The following is an 18351-nucleotide window of genomic DNA, read 5'->3' as shown; positions in this document are numbered from 1 at the left end:
ACACTAATTTTGTTAAGTAAAGCGGAGTAAAAACCATTAAAAACAGGTAAAACAATAAAAGCTCGGGAAATGAGCTGCAAACGACCCCTATCCAGCGCGAACCGGCGCTACCGAGTGACGATTGATCAAGGTCGGTGTATAGATGCGGTTCTGCTGTGCCTCGCTCTCCCCTGCCGCCAGCTGCAACGCCAGCTTGGCTGCCTGACTCGCCATCAACTCGATGGGGTACCGCATGGTGGAGAGCTTGGGCCTCAGGTATCTGGCGTAGATGATGTCATCGAAGCCCACCACCGAGACCTCCTCCGGCACCCGCAGCCCGTTGTCCGCCAGCACCGAGATGGCTCCGGCCGCCATGGCATCGTTATAGGCCACCACGGCGGTCACCTTGAGCCCCTTGGCCAACAGGTTGAGCATGGCGCGCTCGCCCCCCTCCTCGTTCGGGGTGCCGCTCTCGATAAGCTCGGGATCCGCCGCCAGACCAGCCTCTGCCAACCCGTCCTGATACCCCTGCAGCCGCAAGGTGGCATCTTCGATGGCGTGATCCGAGCTGATAAAGGCGATGTGGCGGTGACCCAGCTCGATCAGATGACGGGTTGCCGTGGCGGCCCCCAGCCGGTTGTTGAGGGCGATGCAGCGCCCCTTGATGGCAGGAATATCGCGATTGATAAGCACCATGCCGGGCACTCGCATGGAGTAGTCGCAGAGCTCTTCGTCGCTGAGCGCCTTGCTGTGCACCACCAGCGCCTCGCAGCGCTTGCCGATCAGCAGCTCGATCGCCTCGCGCTCCTGGCGCGCCTTGTGAAAACCGTTACCCATCAACAGGTGGAGATTCTGCTCGACGGCGACGCCGGAGACCCCCTTCACCAGAGCCCCGAAGAAGGGATCGGCCACGTCTCCCACCACGACGCCCATGGTATCGCAGGTCTGGCTGACCAGCGCCCGCGCGTTGGCGTTGGGGGTATAGCCCAACTCCGCCATCGCCTTCTGGACGGCAGCACGGGAGGCAGCACTGGCCTTGGGCGAGTTGTTCATCACCCGTGAAACCGTTGCCACCGACACATTGGCCAAACGGGCGACATCCTTGATGGTACTCATGCTGTTTTCACTTATTTCACTCTGCGACAGATTGACCATTATACCCACCAACCCCATTGAAAACAGGGGATAACGCACGATCTGCCAGAGAAGCGATCACAAAAACAGTGTAATCGTTTACACTGTTTTGCAAGCAAGTTCACAGTTTGCAAGCCAACCCCTCGGCTAGACTGCTTGCAGCGTCATTTTCAGTGGAGAGCAAGATGAAGGTTCTGGTCACCGGCGGCTGCGGATATATCGGCAGCCACACCTCTCTGGCCCTGCAAGCCGCAGGCATGACCTCGGTCGTGGTGGACAACCTCTGCAACAGCAAGCGCAGCGTGTTGACTCGAGTCGCGGCTATCAGCGGCCAGCAACCCGTGTTCTATCAAGGGGATATTCGCGATGCCGCTCTGCTGGACCGGATCTTCGCCGAGCAGCAGATCGACGCGGTGATCCACTTTGCCGCCCTCAAGGCGGTCGGTGAGTCGACCCGCATTCCACTGGATTACTACGAGAACAACCTCGGCGGCACCCTCACCCTGCTGCAGGCGATGAAACGGGCCGGGGTGCACAATCTGGTGTTCAGCTCCTCGGCTACCGTCTACGGCGATCCCGCCACTCTGCCGATCCGCGAGGATTTCCCCCGCAGCGCTACCAACCCTTACGGGCGATCCAAGCTGATCATCGAGGAGATCCTCGAAGATCTGCAGCTGGCCGAGCCCCACTGGAGCATGACCCTGCTGCGCTACTTCAATCCGGTCGGAGCCCACGAGTCGGGCACCATGGGGGAAGATCCCCAAGGCATTCCCAACAATCTGATGCCCTATATCACTCAGGTCGCCATCGGCCGTCGCGACTGCCTGTCGGTCTTTGGAAACGATTACCCAACTGTGGATGGCACCGGCGTGCGCGACTACATCCACGTGATGGATCTCGCCGAGGGGCACGTCAAGGCACTGCAACACTGCGCCGGCAAGGGTGGCGTGCACACCTACAACCTGGGCACAGGCCAGGGCCAGAGCGTATTGCAGCTGGTCGCCGCCTTCTCCAATGCCTGCGGCAAGCCGCTGCCCTTTCGCATCGAACCGCGCCGCCCGGGCGACATCGCCGCCTGCTGGGCAGATCCGGCCAAGGCCGAGCGCGAGCTGGGCTGGCAGGCAACCCGGGACATAGACGCCATGTGCGCCGACAGCTGGCGCTGGCAATCCGCCAACCCGAACGGTTACGAGGAGTAGGCCTGCCTGCTCCCTGTTAATAGACGACCTTATTTTTCAATACCTTATTCAGGAGAGATGATGTTCAACCCCGTCGATCATCCCCATCGCCGCTTCAACCCGCTGACCGGCCAGTATGTGCTGGTCTCCCCCCACCGGGCCAAACGCCCCTGGCAGGGGCAGGTGGAGAAGGTGAGTCAGGCCCCCAAACAGGCACACGATCCCGACTGCTTCCTCTGCGCAGGCAACACCCGGGTCACCGGCGACATCAACCCCGATTACAAGGGCACCTTCGTCTTTACCAACGACTTCGCCGCCCTGATGCAGGATACCCCGGCCGCCGATAGTGCCAGCGATCCCCTGTTGAAACTGGAAGCAGCCCGCGGCACCAGCCGGGTCATCTGCTTCTCGCCAGATCACGGCAAGACCCTGCCAGAGCTGCCGCTGCCCGCCATCGAGGGGGTGATCACCACCTGGATGGATCAGGTCGCCGAGCTGTCGGCCCAGTGGGAATGGGTGCAGGTCTTTGAAAACAAAGGGGCAGTCATGGGTTGCTCCAACCCGCACCCCCACGGCCAGATCTGGGGCAGCGACTTCCTGCCCAACGAGATCGCTCGCGAAGAGCAGCACCAGTGCGACTGGCTGGCCGAGCATGGCCGTCCCATGCTGCTGGAGTATGTGGAGCGGGAGCTGGCGGATCGCTCGCGCATCGTGGTGGAGACCGAGCACTGGCTCGCCGTAGTTCCCTTCTGGGCCGCCTGGCCGTTCGAAACCCTGCTGCTGCCCAAGGCGCACGTCCCCTCCATGCTCAACCTGACCAAGGCCCAGCAACAGGATCTGGCAGTGGCGCTCAAGGAGCTCACCAGCCGCTACGATAATCTGTTCGAGTGCAGCTTTCCCTACTCCATGGGCTGGCACTTTGCACCGCCCAAGTCGGAGTGCCCCGAGGCGTGGCAACTGCATGCCCACTTCTATCCGCCGCTGCTGCGCTCCGCCACCGTGCGCAAATTCATGGTCGGCTTCGAGATGCTGGCCGAAACCCAGCGCGACCTTACCCCCGAGCAAGCCGCCGAGCGGCTGCGCGCTCTAAGCCCCATTCACTACAACCAGACCAATCAAACCAATGAGGAGGCCCTATGACCCCGAGCCAACGCGTCAGCACCGTTTTTGCCGAGCAATTTGCCAAAGCGCCCGATCTGCTGGTGCGCGCCCCCGGCCGCGTCAACCTCATCGGTGAACATACCGACTACAACGACGGCTTCGTGCTGCCCTGCGCTATCGACTACGAGACCTGCGTCGCCATCGGTCTGCGCGATGACCGACAAGTGCAGGTGATCGCCGCCGACTACGACAACCAGCGCGACCAGTTCGACCTCGACCAGCCCATCGAGCACCACCCCAGCCAGCGCTGGAGCGACTACATCCGTGGCGTGGTGAAGTATCTGCAGGAGCGCGGCTATGCCCTGCGCGGCCTCGATCTGGTGGTCTCCGGCAACGTGCCGCAGGGGGCGGGACTCTCCTCCTCCGCCTCGCTGGAAGTGGCCATCGGCCAGGCCTTCAAAGAGGCGCTGGGGCTCGATATCAGCCAGGCGGAGATCGCCCTCAACGGTCAGCAGGCGGAGAACCAGTTCGTCGGCTGCAACTGCGGCATCATGGATCAGATGATCTCCGCCAGCGGCAAAACCGACCACGCCCTGCTGCTCGACTGCCGCTCGCTGGAGACCCGCCTCATCCCCATGCCCACCGATCTGGCGGTGCTGATCGTCAACTCCAATGTGCGCCGCGGTCTGGTGGATAGCGAATACAACACCCGCCGCCAGCAGTGCGAAGCGGCCGCCCGCCACTACGGGGTCAAGGCGCTGCGCGATCTCGATCTGGCAGCTCTCGAAGCAGGCAAGGCCGGACTGGATGAGGTCTGCTACCGCCGTGCCCGCCACGTGGTAGGCGACAACAGCCGCACCCTGGCCGCCGCCGATGCGCTGGCGCAAGGGGATCTGGTTCGTCTCGGCGAGCTGATGGCCGACTCGCACGCCGCCATGCGCGATGACTTCGAAATCACAGTGCCAGCCATCGATGGTCTGGTGGAGATCATCAAGGCCAGGATCGGCACCGAAGGCGGCGTGCGGATGACTGGCGGCGGCTTCGGCGGCTGCGTGGTCGCCCTGCTGCGCCCCGAGAAGGTGGCTGAGGTGATCGCCGCGGTTGAAGCCGAGTATCCGACCCGCTTCGGCCTCAAGGCTGACTGCTACGTCTGCTCTGCCAGCGCCGGTGCAGGCAAGCTATGAGCAGCGCCATGACGCCCTTCGAACTGGAAAATGAGGAGGGGCTGCGCCTGCGCGGCCTCGACTTCGGCGCTATCCTCACCTCCCTCACCCTGCCGGTGGCGGGCAAACGGCGCGAAGTCCTGCTGGGTTGTGCCGACGACACCTATCCCAACCAACAGGTGTGGCTGGGCGCGGTAGCGGGACGTTTTGCCAACCGCATCGGCGGCGCCGAACTGCTACGCGATGGCGAGCGCTGGTCGCTGGATGCCAATCAGGCACCCAACTGCCTGCATGGCGGGCAGGCGGGCTTTCATCGCCAGCAGTGGCAGATCAAGGAGCGGGAAGCGGATCGGGTCAAGCTGGCGTTGCTCTCCCGGGCTGGGTATCAGGGCTTTCCCGGCAATCTGCGGGTAACCCTGGAGTACCGGCTGGAGCAGAGCGATCTGGTGGTGGATTTCATCGCCAGCACGGATGCTGCGACGCCGGTCAGCCTCACCAGCCACGCCTACTTCAATCTCGATGACAACCCGGACGGCGGCGATGTGCGTGACCACCTCATCAGCATCAATGCCGACCACTTCCTGCCGACCGACCCGAGCGGTTTGCCGATCGCCATCACCCCGGTGGAGGGGCCATTCGATCTGCGCCAAGAGCGCCTTGTCGGGCTGGATTGGCTCAGCCATCCCCAGCAGCAGCAGGCCAAGGGATACGACCACGCCTTTGTGCTCAACGGCCCGGCGCAGGAGTGGGCTGCTCGCGTGGTATCGGGTGACAGACAGCTGGCGATGGAGGTCTACACCAACCAGCCCTCGCTGCAGCTCTATACCGGCAACTGGCTGGCCAATACCCCGAATCGCCAGGGTCTGGCGCACCGGGATCACGACGGCTTCTGTCTGGAGGCGCAGCAACTGCCCGACAGTCCGAACCGGCCCGAGCTGGGCGACCCCTGGCTGGTGCCGGGCGAGCGCTATCACCACCAGACTCGCTACCGCTTTATCCGCGACTGACTTAAAGGTTTCACAATTTTTCCGTAGCAGCGCCAGCCACATTCGAGCAAGATAAGCCGCCCCGAGACCCTTCCGGGGCGTTTTTGCATCAACGTAGCAAGGATTCTGTTCGATGACTGACACCTATAGCCTGCTGGTCGCCTTTATTCTGGGCGTCGTCGAGGGGCTGACCGAGTTCCTCCCCGTCTCTTCAACCGGCCACATGATCATCGTCGGCCATCTGCTGGGCTTTGAAGGTCCCAAGGCCGCTACCTTCGAAGTGGTGATCCAGCTTGGCTCGATTCTCGCGGTGGTTGCCGTCTTCTGGCGCCGCCTGTTTGGTCTGATTGGCATCCACTTCGGCCAGAAGCCGGAACCGGGCCACGCCACCCTGTCGCTGATCCACGTCATCCTCGGCATGATGCCCGCCATCGTGGTCGGTCTGGCCATCCACAGCTGGATCAAGGCCAACCTGTTTGGCCCGCAGACCGTGATGTATGCGCTGGTTGCGGGCGGTATCCTGCTGATCATCGCCGAGAAGTTCCGTCCGGCGGTTCGCTCCGAAACCCTGGATGACATCAGCTACAAACAGGCGTTCGGCATCGGCCTGTTCCAGTGTCTGGCGCTCTGGCCCGGCTTCTCCCGCTCCGGCGCCACCATCAGCGGTGGCATGCTGATGGGGATCAGCCGCCATGCAGCGGCCGAGTTCTCCTTCATCATGGCGGTACCCATGATGATGGCGGCCAGTACGCTCGATCTCTACAAGAGCCGCGACTTCCTCTCCATGGCCGACTTCCCGATGTTTGCGGTGGGCTTTATCACTGCCTTCGTGGTCGCCATGATCGCCATCAAGAGCTTCCTGGCGCTGATCCGCCGCCTCGACTTCATTCCGTTCGCCATCTACCGCTTTATCGTGGCATTCGCCGTCTACCTGCTGTTTGTCGCCTGACCGCAGCCAGCAATCAAATGACAAAAGGGACCGCAAGGTCCCTTTTTTATTGTCCAAGCCCCTCAGTAGAGGTGCTGACTGATGCCATTGAGCAGCCGCGACAACCCCTTGGTGAACTGCACCGGCGCATCCTGCACCGTGTAGCAGAGGCAGCCGTCCGGGGTTTGCGGGCTGTGGGCATGGCTGGCATCGCGCCAGATAAAATCCCCGGCCTGATAGAGGTTGTCGCCATCCTGAATATTGCCCGCCAGCAGCAGGGTCAGCTCATAACCCTGATGGGTGTGCTCGGGGATACGGCCACCCGCATCGATATGGAGCAGGCTGGCGCGAGCCCCCATCTCGTCCAGCGGCAAACTCTGTTGACGAATGGCCCCGATATGGCGCCACTTGGGCGAGCGGTAGCGGGCCAGCACCCGCGGCAAGCGGTAGGCGTGACCGGCCACTTCGAGCTCGGCAGGCTGGGCTCGGTACAGATCGGTAACGGGTGCGGCAACCGGTTCGGGCTGCGCCAGAATATCCGCCAGCATGGCGTCAAATCCGGCATCCAGCGCCATTTCATCGCGGGAGGCCAGCTCGGGCTCTGCTGGCGAGGCAAGATATTGCTGCGCCAGCTCCTCCTCAAATGCTTTCAACCGAGCAGCACAATCGGGGCAGAGCTCGCAGTGAGCGGAGAGTCCGACGGCCAGCGGCAGAGGCAGCTCGTCGGCGGCGAAGGCGCGCAACATAGGGTCGGTTGGATGGGCTTTAATCATGGCCTTGCTCCACTTGCTCTTTCAGTTTCTGTAGCGCCAGCCTGAGGCGGGACTTGATAGTGCCGAGCGGCACGCCAAGGCGCTCCGCCAGCTCCTGCTGGGAGAACTCCTGCAGATAGATGCCACGCACCACCTGCTGTTGCGGCTCAGGCAGGGTGCCAAGATAGTGGGCCATCTGGCGGGTCAGCACGGCATCCTCGCCCCCGCTCAGATGCTCCTCTTCGGCCTGAAACTCCAGCACCGGCCACAGCTCTTCTGCGCAGAGATCCTCCTTGCTGGCACGGCGCCGGCGCAGCAGATCGAAGCACTGGTTGCGCATCACTGTGTAGATCCAGGTGGTCGGCGCCCCCTTTTCGGGGTGGTAGAGGCGCGCCTTCTGCCACACCAGCAGCATGGTCTCCTGCACCAGCTCCATGGCGTTGGCCTCGCTGCCGAGATGGCGCAGCCCGTAGCTGCGAATGCGCGGCGCAAAGTGTTGGAACAGGCGGGCAAACGCGGCCTTGTCGGCCTGCTCTGCCACCCTGATCAGCAGAGATTTGAGGTCGCCATCCGGGTTATCCATCACGGGCGAAGTCCTGCGTATGGTCGAGTGTGGTTGGCCAGTATATGCCATTGCGCCATCCCTTTGGTGTGCTGTCGAAGGTGCTGTGGTAATGACTGGTACGGCCCTGCGGCGCTGGCGGATCAGCAGGTCAGGAAAAAATCAGTGGCTGGCCACCAGCACCCCCTTGAGCAGGGCGATGGCAGGCTGATTGTCGGCAGCGGCCAGCAGCAGCTGCTTCTGCTCGGGGGGGATCGGCAGCACCTCCAGCCAGCGCTGGGCCACCCAGTTGCCATCGTCCCAGCGGGGCGCGGGATAGAGGGCGGCATAGTCGGGATAGTCGGCAAACACCTCCCGCAGCGCATCGGCCAGTGGCAGCTGATCGGGATGGAGCCGCCGGGGCGGCCATGCCGGCAGCGGGCTCACCTCACCGATGCGCAGGCCATCCTGCTCCTGCCACAGATCCTCTATCTGCACCCGCTCCACCCCCTGCACCGTGATCCCCAGCATGCCGTCCGGCAGCTGGTCGAAGTCGATGACGTTGACCCGGGTGGCGATGGGCAGCATGTTGCGCAAGGCGTCGGGCTGGCGCGGATCCACCATGCAGAGGGCAAAGCCCGCCTCCCCCGCTTCGGCCACCATCCGCAGGTATCTGGGCTCGAAGATCCGCAGCGGCATGATGCCGCCGGGCAGCAGGTGGGCTGATAGGGGAAACAGTGCCAGTCGCATCACAAACTCCTTGCTGGGTTACGACTCTAGGTACGTGCAACAGCCAGCGGGAGATCAGTGTCGGGAAAAACCCTTAACAATCAGGGGAAATAGCCTGGACAAGGCGCTTCAATATGCAGTAGAAATGGATAAGCACCGTAATTTCCGTCCAATATTCTGGAATATGGCGCCAAACGCAGTGAAATATCCGCCCGACAGCGAGCGGCGGGTCATCCCTATAGTTTTCTCGAGCCGATGCGGGTAAAATTCACGCCCTTATATATCAGTCATTTTTCGACGCGCAACCTTGGTGGTCAGTTATGAAAGAGCATATTCATCATCTACTTGAACAAACGGTAGCCAATCTCAAGTCAGCAGGCGTCCTGCCGGCGGACCTGGAAGCCCGCGTGCAAGTAGACCGATGCAAGGAAAAAGCTCACGGCGACCTGGCCACCAACCTGGCCATGCTGCTGGCCAAGCCGGCCCGCAAGAATCCCCGTGAGCTGGCGGCTGCCATCATCGAGCACCTGCCTGCCTCCGACCTGATCGCCAAGGTCGAGATCGCCGGCCCCGGCTTCATCAACTTCTTCTTCGACCAACGCTGGCTGGCCGGTCAGGTCGAGGCCATGGTGACCTCTGCCAACGCCAACGTGAAGTTGCCGACCCCGCAGACCGTGGTGGTGGACTACTCCGCCCCCAACGTGGCCAAAGAGATGGCGGTGCACCACATCCGCTCCACCGTACTCGGTGACGTGGCCGCTCGTGCGCTGGAGTTCCTCGGCCACAAGGTGGTGCGTGCCAACCACATCGGTGACTGGGGTACCCAGTTCGGCATGCTGATCGCCTATCTGGAGAAGATGGCCAACGAGAACGCCTCCGACATGGAGCTGCGCGATCTGGAAGCCTTCTACACCCAGGCCAAGCGTTGCTACGACGAAGACGAAGCCTTCGCCGAGCGCGCCCGTAACTACGTGGTGAAACTGCAGGGTGGCGACGAGTACTGCCGTACCATGTGGAAGAAGCTGGTCGACATGACCATGGAGCAGAACCAGCGCAACTACGACCGCCTGAATGTCTCCCTGACCAACAAGGACATCATGGGCGAGTCCATGTACAACGACATGCTGCCGGAGATCGTTGCCGACCTGAAAGCCAAGGGGCTGGCGGTCGAGAGCGAAGGTGCCACCGTTGTCTTCCTGGACGAGTTCAAGAACAAGGATGGCGAGGCCATGGGCGTCATCATTCAGAAGAGCGATGGCGGTTTCCTCTACACCACCACCGACATCGCCTGTGCCAAATACCGTTACGAAACTCTGGGCGCCGACCGGGTGATGTACTTCATCGACTCCCGTCAGCACCAGCACCTGATGCAGGCCTGGACCATCACCCGCAAGGCGGGTTATGTGCCGGAATCCGTGCCGCTCGAGCACCACGCCTTCGGCATGATGCTGGGCAAGGATGGTCGTCCCTACAAGACCCGCTCCGGTGGCACCGTCAAGCTGGTTGACCTGCTGAACGAAGCGGAAGAGCGCGCCGCCGCCCTGCTGGAGAGCCGCAACAGCGACCTCTCCGCTGAAGAGAAGGCCGAAGTGGTGCACGCCATTGCCATGGGTGCGGTCAAGTATGCGGATCTCTCCAAGAACCGCACTACCGACTACATCTTCGACTGGGATCTGATGCTCTCCTTTGAAGGCAACACAGCTCCTTACCTGCAATACGCCTACACCCGTATTCAATCCATCTTCCGCAAGGCCGGCGTCGATGCCGCTACCCTGACCGGCAATGTGACCCTGAACGAGGAAGCGGAAGAGACCCTGGCCCAGAAGCTGATCCAGTTCTCCGACGCGGTCAACGGCGTGGCGGACAAGGGGATGCCGCACCTGCTCTGTACCTATCTGTACGAGCTCTCCGGCAACTTCATGACCTTCTACGAAGCCTGCCCGATCAACAAGGATGGCGTGGACGAAGCGACCCGTCAGAGCCGTCTGCTGCTGTGTGCTGCCACCGCCAAGGTGCTCAAGCTGGGCCTCGGTGTACTGGGTATCTACACCCTGGAGCGCATGTAATAGATGGCGACCCGGGATTATGTCGGCAACCGTCCGCGACGTCGCGCGGGCGGTCGCAACACCAAGAAAGCGGCTCCGCGCCGCTTTCCTGTTATCCCGGCCCTGCTGGCCGGGGCGCTGCTGGCAGGCTTTGGCGGCTTCCTCTACATGATCAATGGCAAGGGCCACGATGCCCCGACCATCGAAGAGCAGGTCAAAGCCAACAAGCCAAAACCGCAGAACAACGGGTTGCCTCAGGAGAAGTGGAGCTACATCGAACGGCTTGAGAACAAGCAGGTCGATATCATAGAGCCGCCGACCCAGCCGGGCGTTCTGCCGCCACCTCCTGCCGATACCATGACCCTGCAACCGGAGAAGCTGCCGCAGCCGGTACCGACCGACATTCCCCAGCCGGGAACGCCCATCGGCCAGCCCAAGCCCTATCAGCCCAATCCGGCAACAACTCCCTCCACCTCCGGTGCGCCGGTTGCCAGCGCCCAGGAGCAGGTGATCGACCGCAAGGCCGAGCGTGAGCGGATGGAGCGGGAGATCCGTGCCGAGCTGGAGCGTGAGCGAGCCGCTGCCGCCAAAGCCCAACCGGCAGCCCAACCTGCCCAGACCGCAGCTGCCGACAGCGGCCGCTATATGATGCAGTGTGCCGCCCTGCGCTCGCAGGATTCTGCTGAGTCGCTCAAGGCACGCATCGCCTTCACCGCCGGCCTCTCCTCCAGCCTGCAGGTGATCAATGGCGCCAACGGCACCGTCTACAAGGTGATGGTCGGCCCCTTCAACGGCAAGGCCGCCGCCGACGCGGCCAACCGCAAGCTGCAGAGCTCGGGCATCAGCGGCTGCATCCCCAAGAAAGGGTAAGCGCCCGTTTCACCATGAGGGGCCGGGTGGCAACACCCGGCCCCTCTTCTTTGGGCTCCCTTCGCACCCATAGCCCCATCTCGTCCTGATCCTGACCGATTGCAGGCTTGAAAAGCCGTTTTGCCATCCCCATCTTTTCTCCCATGCACAGTCAGGCCGTCATTCGGCTCAAGCGAGGTAAGTAAAGTGACTACCATAGTTTCAGTTCGCCGCAACGGTCAGGTCGTCATCGGTGGCGATGGCCAGGTTTCTCTTGGCAACACCGTCATGAAGGGCAACGCCCGCAAGGTTCATCGCCTCTACAACGGCAAGGTACTGGCCGGTTTTGCCGGTGGTACTGCCGACGCCTTCACCCTGCTCGAACGCTTCGAAGCCAAACTGCAGGCCCATCAGGGTAATCTGGAGCGCGCCGCCGTGGCGCTGGCCAAAGATTGGCGCACCGATCGCGCCCTGCGCCGCCTCGAAGCACTGCTGGCCGTCGCCGACGAGCAAAAATCCTTCATCATCACCGGCAACGGTGACGTGGTGCAGCCGGAGCACGATCTCATCGCCATCGGCAGCGGCGGCAACTTTGCCCAGTCCGCGGCCATCGCCCTGCTGGAAAACACCGATCTGGATGCCAAGAGCATCGTCGAGAAGGCGCTCAAGATCGCCGGCGACATCTGCGTCTTCACCAACCAGCACCACACCGTCGAAGTGCTGGACTATTCGGCCAAATAAGCCGGCTACATAGCAACCAATTCTCCAAGGGGTGGGCACTGCCCGCCCCTGATACAGGAACTCCATCATGTCCGAGATGACCCCGAGAGAAATCGTCCACGAACTGGATCGTCACATCATTGGTCAGGCCGATGCCAAGCGTGCGGTGGCCGTCGCCCTGCGCAACCGCTGGCGCCGGATGCAGCTCAACGAAGAGATGCGCCATGAAGTGACCCCGAAGAACATCCTGATGATCGGCCCGACCGGTGTCGGCAAAACCGAGATCGCCCGTCGTCTGGCCAAATTGGCCAACGCCCCCTTCATCAAGGTGGAAGCGACCAAGTTCACCGAAGTGGGCTATGTCGGCAAGGAAGTGGACAGCATCATTCGCGATCTGACCGATGTCGCCATCAAGCTGGTGCGCGAGACCGAGATGGAGAAGATGAAATACCGCGCCGAGGAAGCCGCCGAAGAGCGCATTCTCGACGCCCTGCTGCCCAACCCGCGCAACACCTGGGGTGAGGAAGAGAAAGCCGACAACTCCAACACCCGCCAGATCTTCCGCAAGAAACTGCGCGAAGGTCAGCTGGATGACAAGGAGATCGAGCTGGATCTGGCCGCCTCCCCGATGGGCGTCGAAATCATGACCCCGCCGGGCATGGAAGAGATGGCCAACCAGCTGCAGGGGCTGTTCCAGAACCTGGGCCAGAACCAGAAGAAGAAGCGCAAGATCAAGGTCAAAGAGGCCATGAAGGCGCTGATCGAAGAGGAAGCGGCCAAGCTGGTCAACCCGGAAGAGCTGAAGCAGAAAGCCATCGCTGCGGTCGAGAACAACGGCATCGTCTTCCTCGACGAGATCGACAAGATCTGCAAGCGCGGCGAGAGCTCCGGCCCCGATGTCTCCCGTGAAGGGGTTCAGCGCGACCTGCTGCCGCTGGTCGAGGGCTGCACCGTCAACACCAAGCACGGCATGGTCAAGACCGACCATATCCTGTTTGTCGCCTCCGGTGCCTTCCAGATCGCCAAGCCGTCCGACCTCATCCCCGAGCTGCAGGGTCGTCTGCCGATCCGGGTCGAGCTGACCGCGCTGACCACTGAAGATTTCGAGCGGATCCTGACCGAGCCGAACGCCTCCCTGACCGATCAGTACAAGGCGCTGATGGCCACCGAAGGGGTCAACATCGAGTTCACTCAGGATGGTATCCGCCGTCTGGCCGAAGCGGCCTGGCAGGTCAACGAGCGTACCGAGAACATCGGTGCCCGCCGTCTGCACACAGTGATGGAACGCCTGATGGAAGATATCTCCTACGACGCCTCCGAGAAGTCCGGCGAGACCTTCGTCATCAACACCGACTACGTCAACGCCCACCTCGGCAAGCTGATTGAAGACGAGGATCTGAGCCGCTTTATTCTGTAAACGCGCCCTCCCGATAAAACGCCTCCCTTCGCGGAGGCGTTTTTATTTCTCCACCACCTCCGTCATCTGCCCGGATTCTGGCCCACACCTGCGGCAACCCGTTCAATCCCAAGCCGTTTCCAAACCTCTCCTTGCCAACGCCCGCCGTTTTTTCATCCCCGCTGAAATCTGCTCAAAAAAAGATCTTTCCTATTCTCGGTAGCTGATTTATACATATGTATAAATCAGATCAAAATCTGTGCAGCAGGAACCAGAAAGATGAATCCAACCCGGCAGAAACTGCTCGATACCGGCCTCGCCATCGCCACCGAGAAGGGGCTGCGCGGCCTGACGGTGCGCGAGCTGGCGGCAGCGGCCGAGGTGAACCTCGGCTCCTTCGTCTACCACTTCGGCAACCGCGACGCCTTTATCGACGAGCTGGTCGAGCTCTGGTACGCCCCCCTCTATGACGAGCTCAAGGCGGTGGCAGCCAAGGGCTCCTACCCCTCTGCCATCGCCATGTTCGAGGCGACCATGAAGGCACTGATCGGACTGGTGGCGCGCCAGCGCGGCTTTATCAACCACCTGTTTGGCGATGCGCTGGCAGGCGAAGGGGCGGCCCAGCGCTTTCTGCTCAGCCTGCCGCGCCGTCATCCCCTGCTGCTGATCGAGCAGGTTCGGATGGCACAGGCCGAAGGGTCGCTGGTCGCGGGTCACCCGCTCCAGCTGATGATCTTCATCATGGGGTCGGTCGGCCTGCCGCTGGTGATCGCCGGCAGCGGTCGCCAGCTCGGCTGGCTGCCCGAACAGGCCGCCCCCTTTCTCAGCCAGATAGACAACCCCGAGGCCGCCAGACAGCGGCTGGTATGGGCCCTGCGCGGCCTGCGCCCCACCGACATGAAAGAAGGAGAAGCGGCATGAAACAACGCATCGCGATGGTAGCTCTGTTGCTGGCGGTTCTCAGTGGTTACCTCTGGTTGCAGAGCCATCCTCAAGGAGAAGCGGTATGAAGCAACGCATTGCAATCGTGGCCCTGCTGCTAACCGTTATCGGTGGCTACCTCTGGTGGCAGGGGCGCCCGGCCGACGGCTCCATCCTCTACGGCAACGTCGATATTCGCGACGTCAATCTGGCCTTTCGGGTCGGCGGCCGTGTCGATCAGGTGCTGGTCGATGAGGGGGATAGGGTAAAAGCCGGTCTACTGCTGGCCCGCCTCGATCCGGTTCCCCTCACCCACAGCCGCGACAGCGCCCGCGCCAATCTGGCCGCGCTCACTGCCGCCAACGCCTTGATCCACAAAGGCTATCGCAGCGAAGAGACCGACCGCGCCCGGGCCGCACTGGCCGCCGCCGAAGCAGCTGCACTGGAGGCCGACCAGCAGTGGCGCCGCCAGAGCGCACTGGCAGCCACCGGCGCCATCTCCCGCGGTCAGCTCGATACCGCCCGCTCCCAGCGGGATCAGACCCAGGCGCAGGTGCGCTCCGCCCGCGAGCAGCTCGCCCAGCTTGAAACCGGCTACCGCCCGGAAGAGATTGCCCAGTCCGATGCCCAGCTGGAAGGAGCCAAAGCGGCGCTCGCCAGTGCCGAACTGGCGCTGGCGGATGCCAGCCTGACCGCCCCCAGCGACGGCATCATCATCAGCCGCGCCGTCGAGAACGGCAGCATGGTGCAGAGCGGAGCGACCGCCTTCAACCTCTCCCTGACCGCGCCAGTCTGGGTGCGCGCCTATGTGGAGGAGCCCTGGCTCGGCCACTTCCCGAGCGGCGCCAAGGTGACCCTCACCACCGACTCGCGGCCGGACAAGCCCTATCACGGGGTGGTGGGATTTGTCTCGCCGACCGCCGAGTTCACCCCGAAATCGGTGGAGACGCCTGACCTGCGCACTCACCTCGTCTACCGGCTGCGCATCGTGGTGCAGGACCCAGACCCGGCCCTGCGCCAAGGGATGCCGGTCACCGTCAGGCTGGTGCCATGAGCTGCGCCATCTCCCTTGAGGGGCTCACCAAACGCTTTGGCGAGCGGGTCGCCCTCAATGCCATCTCGGCCACCATTCCGGCTGGCGGCATCACCGGGCTGGTCGGCCCCGACGGCGCGGGCAAGAGCACTTTGCTACGCCTGCTGGCCGGTCTGCTGATCCCCGAAGCGGGCACCATCCGGGTGCTGGGGCTGGATCCGGTAAGCGAGGGGGATCTGCTGCGTCAGCGCCTCGGCTACATGCCCCAGCAGTTCGGCCTCTACGAGGATCTCAGCGTGCTGGAGAACCTCACCCTCTACGCTGACTTGCGCGGCGTACTGGAGCCCGAACGCACGCCCACCTTTGCGCGGCTGCTCGCCTTCACCGATCTTGCCCGCTTCACCGCAAGGCCGGCAGGCAAGCTCTCTGGCGGGATGAAGCAGAAGCTCGGGCTGGCCTGCGCCCTGCTCGGCACCCCGGATGTGCTGCTGCTCGACGAACCCGGGGTCGGGGTAGATCCCATCTCCCGCCGCGCCCTCTGGCAGATGGTACGCGAGCTGGCCAAGGGAGGGATGACGGTGCTCTGGAGTACCGCCTATCTCGATGAGGCGGAGCTGTGCGACCACGTGCTGCTGATGGCGGATGGCGAGGTGCGCACCAGCGGCACGCCAGCCGATCTGATGGGGGCCATGGCCAGCCGCTGCTGGCTGCTGGAGGCGGGGCAACTGGATGGCCGCGAGCGGCGTGCCCTGCTGCGCCGGGCACTGGCTCACCCAGCGGTGATGGATGGCGCGGTGGCGGGGGAGCGGGTTCGCCTGCTGCTGCACCCGGGCATGACGCCCCCGCCGCTGGCGGAGCTGCAAATGACCAACGGCGCCTTTCAACCGGCCCAGCCCCGGCTGGAGGATGCCTTTATCGACCTGCTCGGCGGCGGCCCCGGCGGGGAGTCGAGTCTGGCGGCCGGGATGCGGGAAGCCGAACTGCCGCAGGGGGTCTCCCCCGAGGCGGTGATCGAGGCGCGCCACCTCACCAAGCTCTTCGGCGATTTTGCCGCCACCGATGATGTCAGCTTTGCGGTGCGCCGCGGCGAGATCTTCGGCCTGCTCGGCCCCAACGGGGCGGGCAAGTCCACCACCTTCAAGATGGAGTGCGGCCTGCTGCGCCCGAGCGAGGGACAGGCGCTGGTGACCGGCATCGATCTGGCTCACAGCCCCTCGGCGGCGCGCCAGCGCCTCGGCTACATGGCGCAGAAGTTCTCCCTCTACAAGCAGCTCACCGTGGCCCAGAACCTCTCCTTCTTCGCCGGTATCTACGGCCTGTTCGGCCGCCACCAGCAGACGCGGATCGATGCCATGGTGACTGCCTTTGCCCTCGCCCCCTGGCTCGATCAGAAGGCGGAATCCCTGCCCCTCGGCCTGCGCCAGCGCTTATCGCTGGCCTGCGCCCTGCTGCACGAGCCGCCGCTGCTGTTTCTCGACGAGCCCACCTCCGGGGTCGATCCGGTGACCCGGCGCGAGTTCTGGTCGCACATCAACGCGCTGGCCGACCACGGCGTCACCGTGCTGGTCACCACCCACTTTATGGATGAGGCGGAGTATTGCGACCGCATCGCCCTCATCTATCGCGGCAAGCTGCTGGCGCTCGGCACCCCGGACGATCTCAAAGGGCTGGCCGCCAAAGAGGCGGCGACCTCTTTGCCAACCGGCTCCTTGCCGACCTGTTCTTTGCCAACAATGGAAGAGGCCTTTATCACCCTGGTCGAGCGGGCCAGCGAGGAGGACGCATGAGCATCAACCGTCGGCGACTGCTGGCCCTCTGCCGCAAGGAGACGCTGCAAATCCTCCGCGATCCGAGCAGCATCCTCATCGCCTTCATCATGCCGGTGGTGCTGCTGGTGGTGATGGGTTACGCCATCAATCTCGATGTGGACCATCTGCGCCTCGGCATCTGGCGTACCGACAGCGGCGCCCCGGCGGTGCGGCTGGAGCAGGCCCTGCGCGGTTCTACCGCGCTGGAGATCCACAGCGGCCCGAGCAAGGAGTCCCTGCTCGCCAGTCTGGCCCGTGGCGAGATCCGCGGCCTGCTGGTGATCGATGACGGCTTCTCCCGCGCCATGGCCGGTCAGGGCAATGGCACGCCGCAGGCGCTGCTGCTGACCGATGGCTCCGAACCCAACACCGCCAACTTCGTCACCAACTATGTGCAGGGGATCTGGCAGGGGTGGCTCGCGGGCGAGGGGGTCGCCATGCCGGTGTCGATAGAGAGCCGCGCCTGGTTCAACCCGGCGCTGGTGAGCCGCAACTTTCTGGTGCCGGGCTCCATTGCGGTGGTGATGACCATCATCGGTGCCCTGCTCACCTCGCTGGTGGTGGCGCGGGAGTGGGAGCGCGGTACCATGGAGGCGCTGCTCGCCACCCCAGTCACCAAGGGGGAGCTGCTGCTCTCCAAGCTGTTGCCCTACTACGGCCTTGGCATCATCGCCATGCTGCTCTGCCTGCTCTTCTCGGTGGCGGTGATGGGCGTGCCGTGGCGCGGCTCCCTGCTGCTGCTCTTTCTGGTCACCAGCGTCTTTCTCGGCAGCGCCCTCGGGCTCGGGTTGTTTCTCTCCACCGTGATGCGCAGCCAGTTCAACGCCGCGCAAGCTGCACTGATCGCCGCCTTTCTGCCCGCGGTGATGCTGTCGGGCTTCGTGTTCGAGATCGCCAGCATGCCGCCGCTGCTGCGGGCCATCACCCACCTCATTCCGGCCCGTTACTTCGCGAGCTCCCTGCAGACCCTCTATCAGGCGGGCAGCGTCTTCTCGATCCTGCTGGTCAACGGTTTCTGTCTGCTGCTGCTGGCCGGTTTCTGGCTGGCCCTGACCGCCCGCAAGACGCGGCGCACTCTGGAGTAACCC

General features: G+C 63.3%; 17 protein-coding genes. 13 read left to right on the top strand and 4 right to left on the bottom strand.

Annotated elements, in window-relative coordinates; translation table 11 throughout:
- Window positions 1–87: 87 nt before the first annotated feature.
- Window positions 88–1095, bottom strand: a complete 1008-nt coding sequence (locus AAHA39_RS13610) for a substrate-binding domain-containing protein (RefSeq protein WP_320656271.1) — start codon at window positions 1093–1095, stop codon at window positions 88–90.
- 203 nt (window positions 1096–1298) lie between these two features.
- Between AAHA39_RS13610 and galE the strand changes: the two genes are divergently transcribed.
- The 5 genes from galE (at window position 1299) to bacA (ending at window position 6490) form a co-directional block, all read left to right on the top strand.
- Window positions 1299–2312, top strand: a complete 1014-nt coding sequence (gene galE / locus AAHA39_RS13605) for a UDP-glucose 4-epimerase GalE (RefSeq protein ID WP_320656270.1) — start codon at window positions 1299–1301, stop codon at window positions 2310–2312.
- A gap of 60 nt (window positions 2313–2372) precedes the next feature.
- A complete protein-coding gene (locus AAHA39_RS13600) occupies window positions 2373–3431 on the top strand; it encodes a UDP-glucose--hexose-1-phosphate uridylyltransferase (protein WP_320656299.1) in 1059 nt (352 codons plus the stop codon).
- Window positions 3428–4576: a galactokinase gene (gene galK / locus AAHA39_RS13595; RefSeq protein ID WP_209297730.1), complete on the top strand. Its 1149-nt coding sequence runs from the start codon at window positions 3428–3430 to the stop codon at window positions 4574–4576. Before AAHA39_RS13600 ends, galK begins: the two co-directional genes overlap by 4 nt.
- Window positions 4573–5562 carry a galactose-1-epimerase gene (gene galM / locus AAHA39_RS13590; RefSeq protein ID WP_320656269.1) on the top strand — a complete coding sequence of 330 codons (990 nt, stop codon included), beginning with the start codon at window positions 4573–4575 and terminating at the stop codon, window positions 5560–5562. Before galK ends, galM begins: the two co-directional genes overlap by 4 nt.
- Before the next feature lie 112 nt (window positions 5563–5674).
- Window positions 5675–6490, top strand: coding sequence for an undecaprenyl-diphosphate phosphatase (bacA, locus tag AAHA39_RS13585; RefSeq protein WP_071913937.1), 816 nt, complete (start codon window positions 5675–5677; stop codon window positions 6488–6490).
- 62 nt (window positions 6491–6552) lie between these two features.
- On the opposite strand, the gene AAHA39_RS13580 is transcribed toward bacA, so the two are convergent.
- From AAHA39_RS13580 to AAHA39_RS13570, 3 genes are all read right to left on the bottom strand, one after another.
- Entirely contained in the window at window positions 6553–7242 is a 690-nt protein-coding gene (locus AAHA39_RS13580; RefSeq protein ID WP_320656268.1) for a ChrR family anti-sigma-E factor, read from the bottom strand.
- The gene (locus AAHA39_RS13575; RefSeq protein WP_041209767.1) at window positions 7235–7804 is read right to left on the bottom strand and encodes a sigma-70 family RNA polymerase sigma factor; all 570 of its coding nucleotides are present in this window, start codon (window positions 7802–7804) and stop codon (window positions 7235–7237) included. The genes AAHA39_RS13580 and AAHA39_RS13575 overlap by 8 nt, the downstream gene beginning before the upstream one ends.
- A gap of 141 nt (window positions 7805–7945) precedes the next feature.
- Complete coding sequence (locus tag AAHA39_RS13570) at window positions 7946–8512, bottom strand: LON peptidase substrate-binding domain-containing protein (RefSeq protein ID WP_320656267.1); 567 nt, start codon at window positions 8510–8512, stop codon at window positions 7946–7948.
- A gap of 299 nt (window positions 8513–8811) precedes the next feature.
- Between AAHA39_RS13570 and argS the strand changes: the two genes are divergently transcribed.
- From argS to AAHA39_RS13530, 8 genes are all read left to right on the top strand, one after another.
- Complete coding sequence (gene argS, locus AAHA39_RS13565; RefSeq protein WP_042029550.1) at window positions 8812–10557, top strand: arginine--tRNA ligase; 1746 nt, start codon at window positions 8812–8814, stop codon at window positions 10555–10557.
- Window positions 10558–10560: 3 nt separating this feature from the next.
- Entirely contained in the window at window positions 10561–11406 is an 846-nt protein-coding gene (locus AAHA39_RS13560) for an SPOR domain-containing protein (protein ID WP_108572117.1), read from the top strand.
- 186 nt (window positions 11407–11592) lie between these two features.
- Window positions 11593–12126 carry an ATP-dependent protease subunit HslV gene (gene hslV, locus AAHA39_RS13555; protein WP_033115661.1) on the top strand — a complete coding sequence of 178 codons (534 nt, stop codon included), beginning with the start codon at window positions 11593–11595 and terminating at the stop codon, window positions 12124–12126.
- Between the two features lie 67 nt (window positions 12127–12193).
- Window positions 12194–13522 carry an HslU--HslV peptidase ATPase subunit gene (gene hslU / locus AAHA39_RS13550; protein WP_033115662.1) on the top strand — a complete coding sequence of 443 codons (1329 nt, stop codon included), beginning with the start codon at window positions 12194–12196 and terminating at the stop codon, window positions 13520–13522.
- A gap of 258 nt (window positions 13523–13780) precedes the next feature.
- On the top strand, window positions 13781–14422 hold the full coding sequence (locus AAHA39_RS13545; RefSeq protein ID WP_320656266.1) for a TetR/AcrR family transcriptional regulator: 642 nt from the start codon (window positions 13781–13783) through the stop codon (window positions 14420–14422).
- An 85-nt stretch (window positions 14423–14507) separates the two neighbouring features.
- Entirely contained in the window at window positions 14508–15476 is a 969-nt protein-coding gene (gene hlyD / locus AAHA39_RS13540) for a secretion protein HlyD (RefSeq protein WP_320656265.1), read from the top strand.
- Entirely contained in the window at window positions 15473–17242 is a 1770-nt protein-coding gene (locus AAHA39_RS13535; RefSeq protein WP_320656264.1) for an ATP-binding cassette domain-containing protein, read from the top strand. Before hlyD ends, AAHA39_RS13535 begins: the two co-directional genes overlap by 4 nt.
- The gene (locus AAHA39_RS13530; RefSeq protein ID WP_320656263.1) at window positions 17239–18348 is read left to right on the top strand and encodes an ABC transporter permease; all 1110 of its coding nucleotides are present in this window, start codon (window positions 17239–17241) and stop codon (window positions 18346–18348) included. The genes AAHA39_RS13535 and AAHA39_RS13530 overlap by 4 nt, the downstream gene beginning before the upstream one ends.
- Window positions 18349–18351: the final 3 nt, after the last annotated feature.

Source organism: Aeromonas sp. SE22, assembly GCF_038739755.1.
GTDB classification, from domain to species: Bacteria; Pseudomonadota; Gammaproteobacteria; order Enterobacterales; family Aeromonadaceae; genus Aeromonas; species Aeromonas jandaei.
This window is presented reverse-complemented; position numbering and strand designations above follow the sequence as displayed.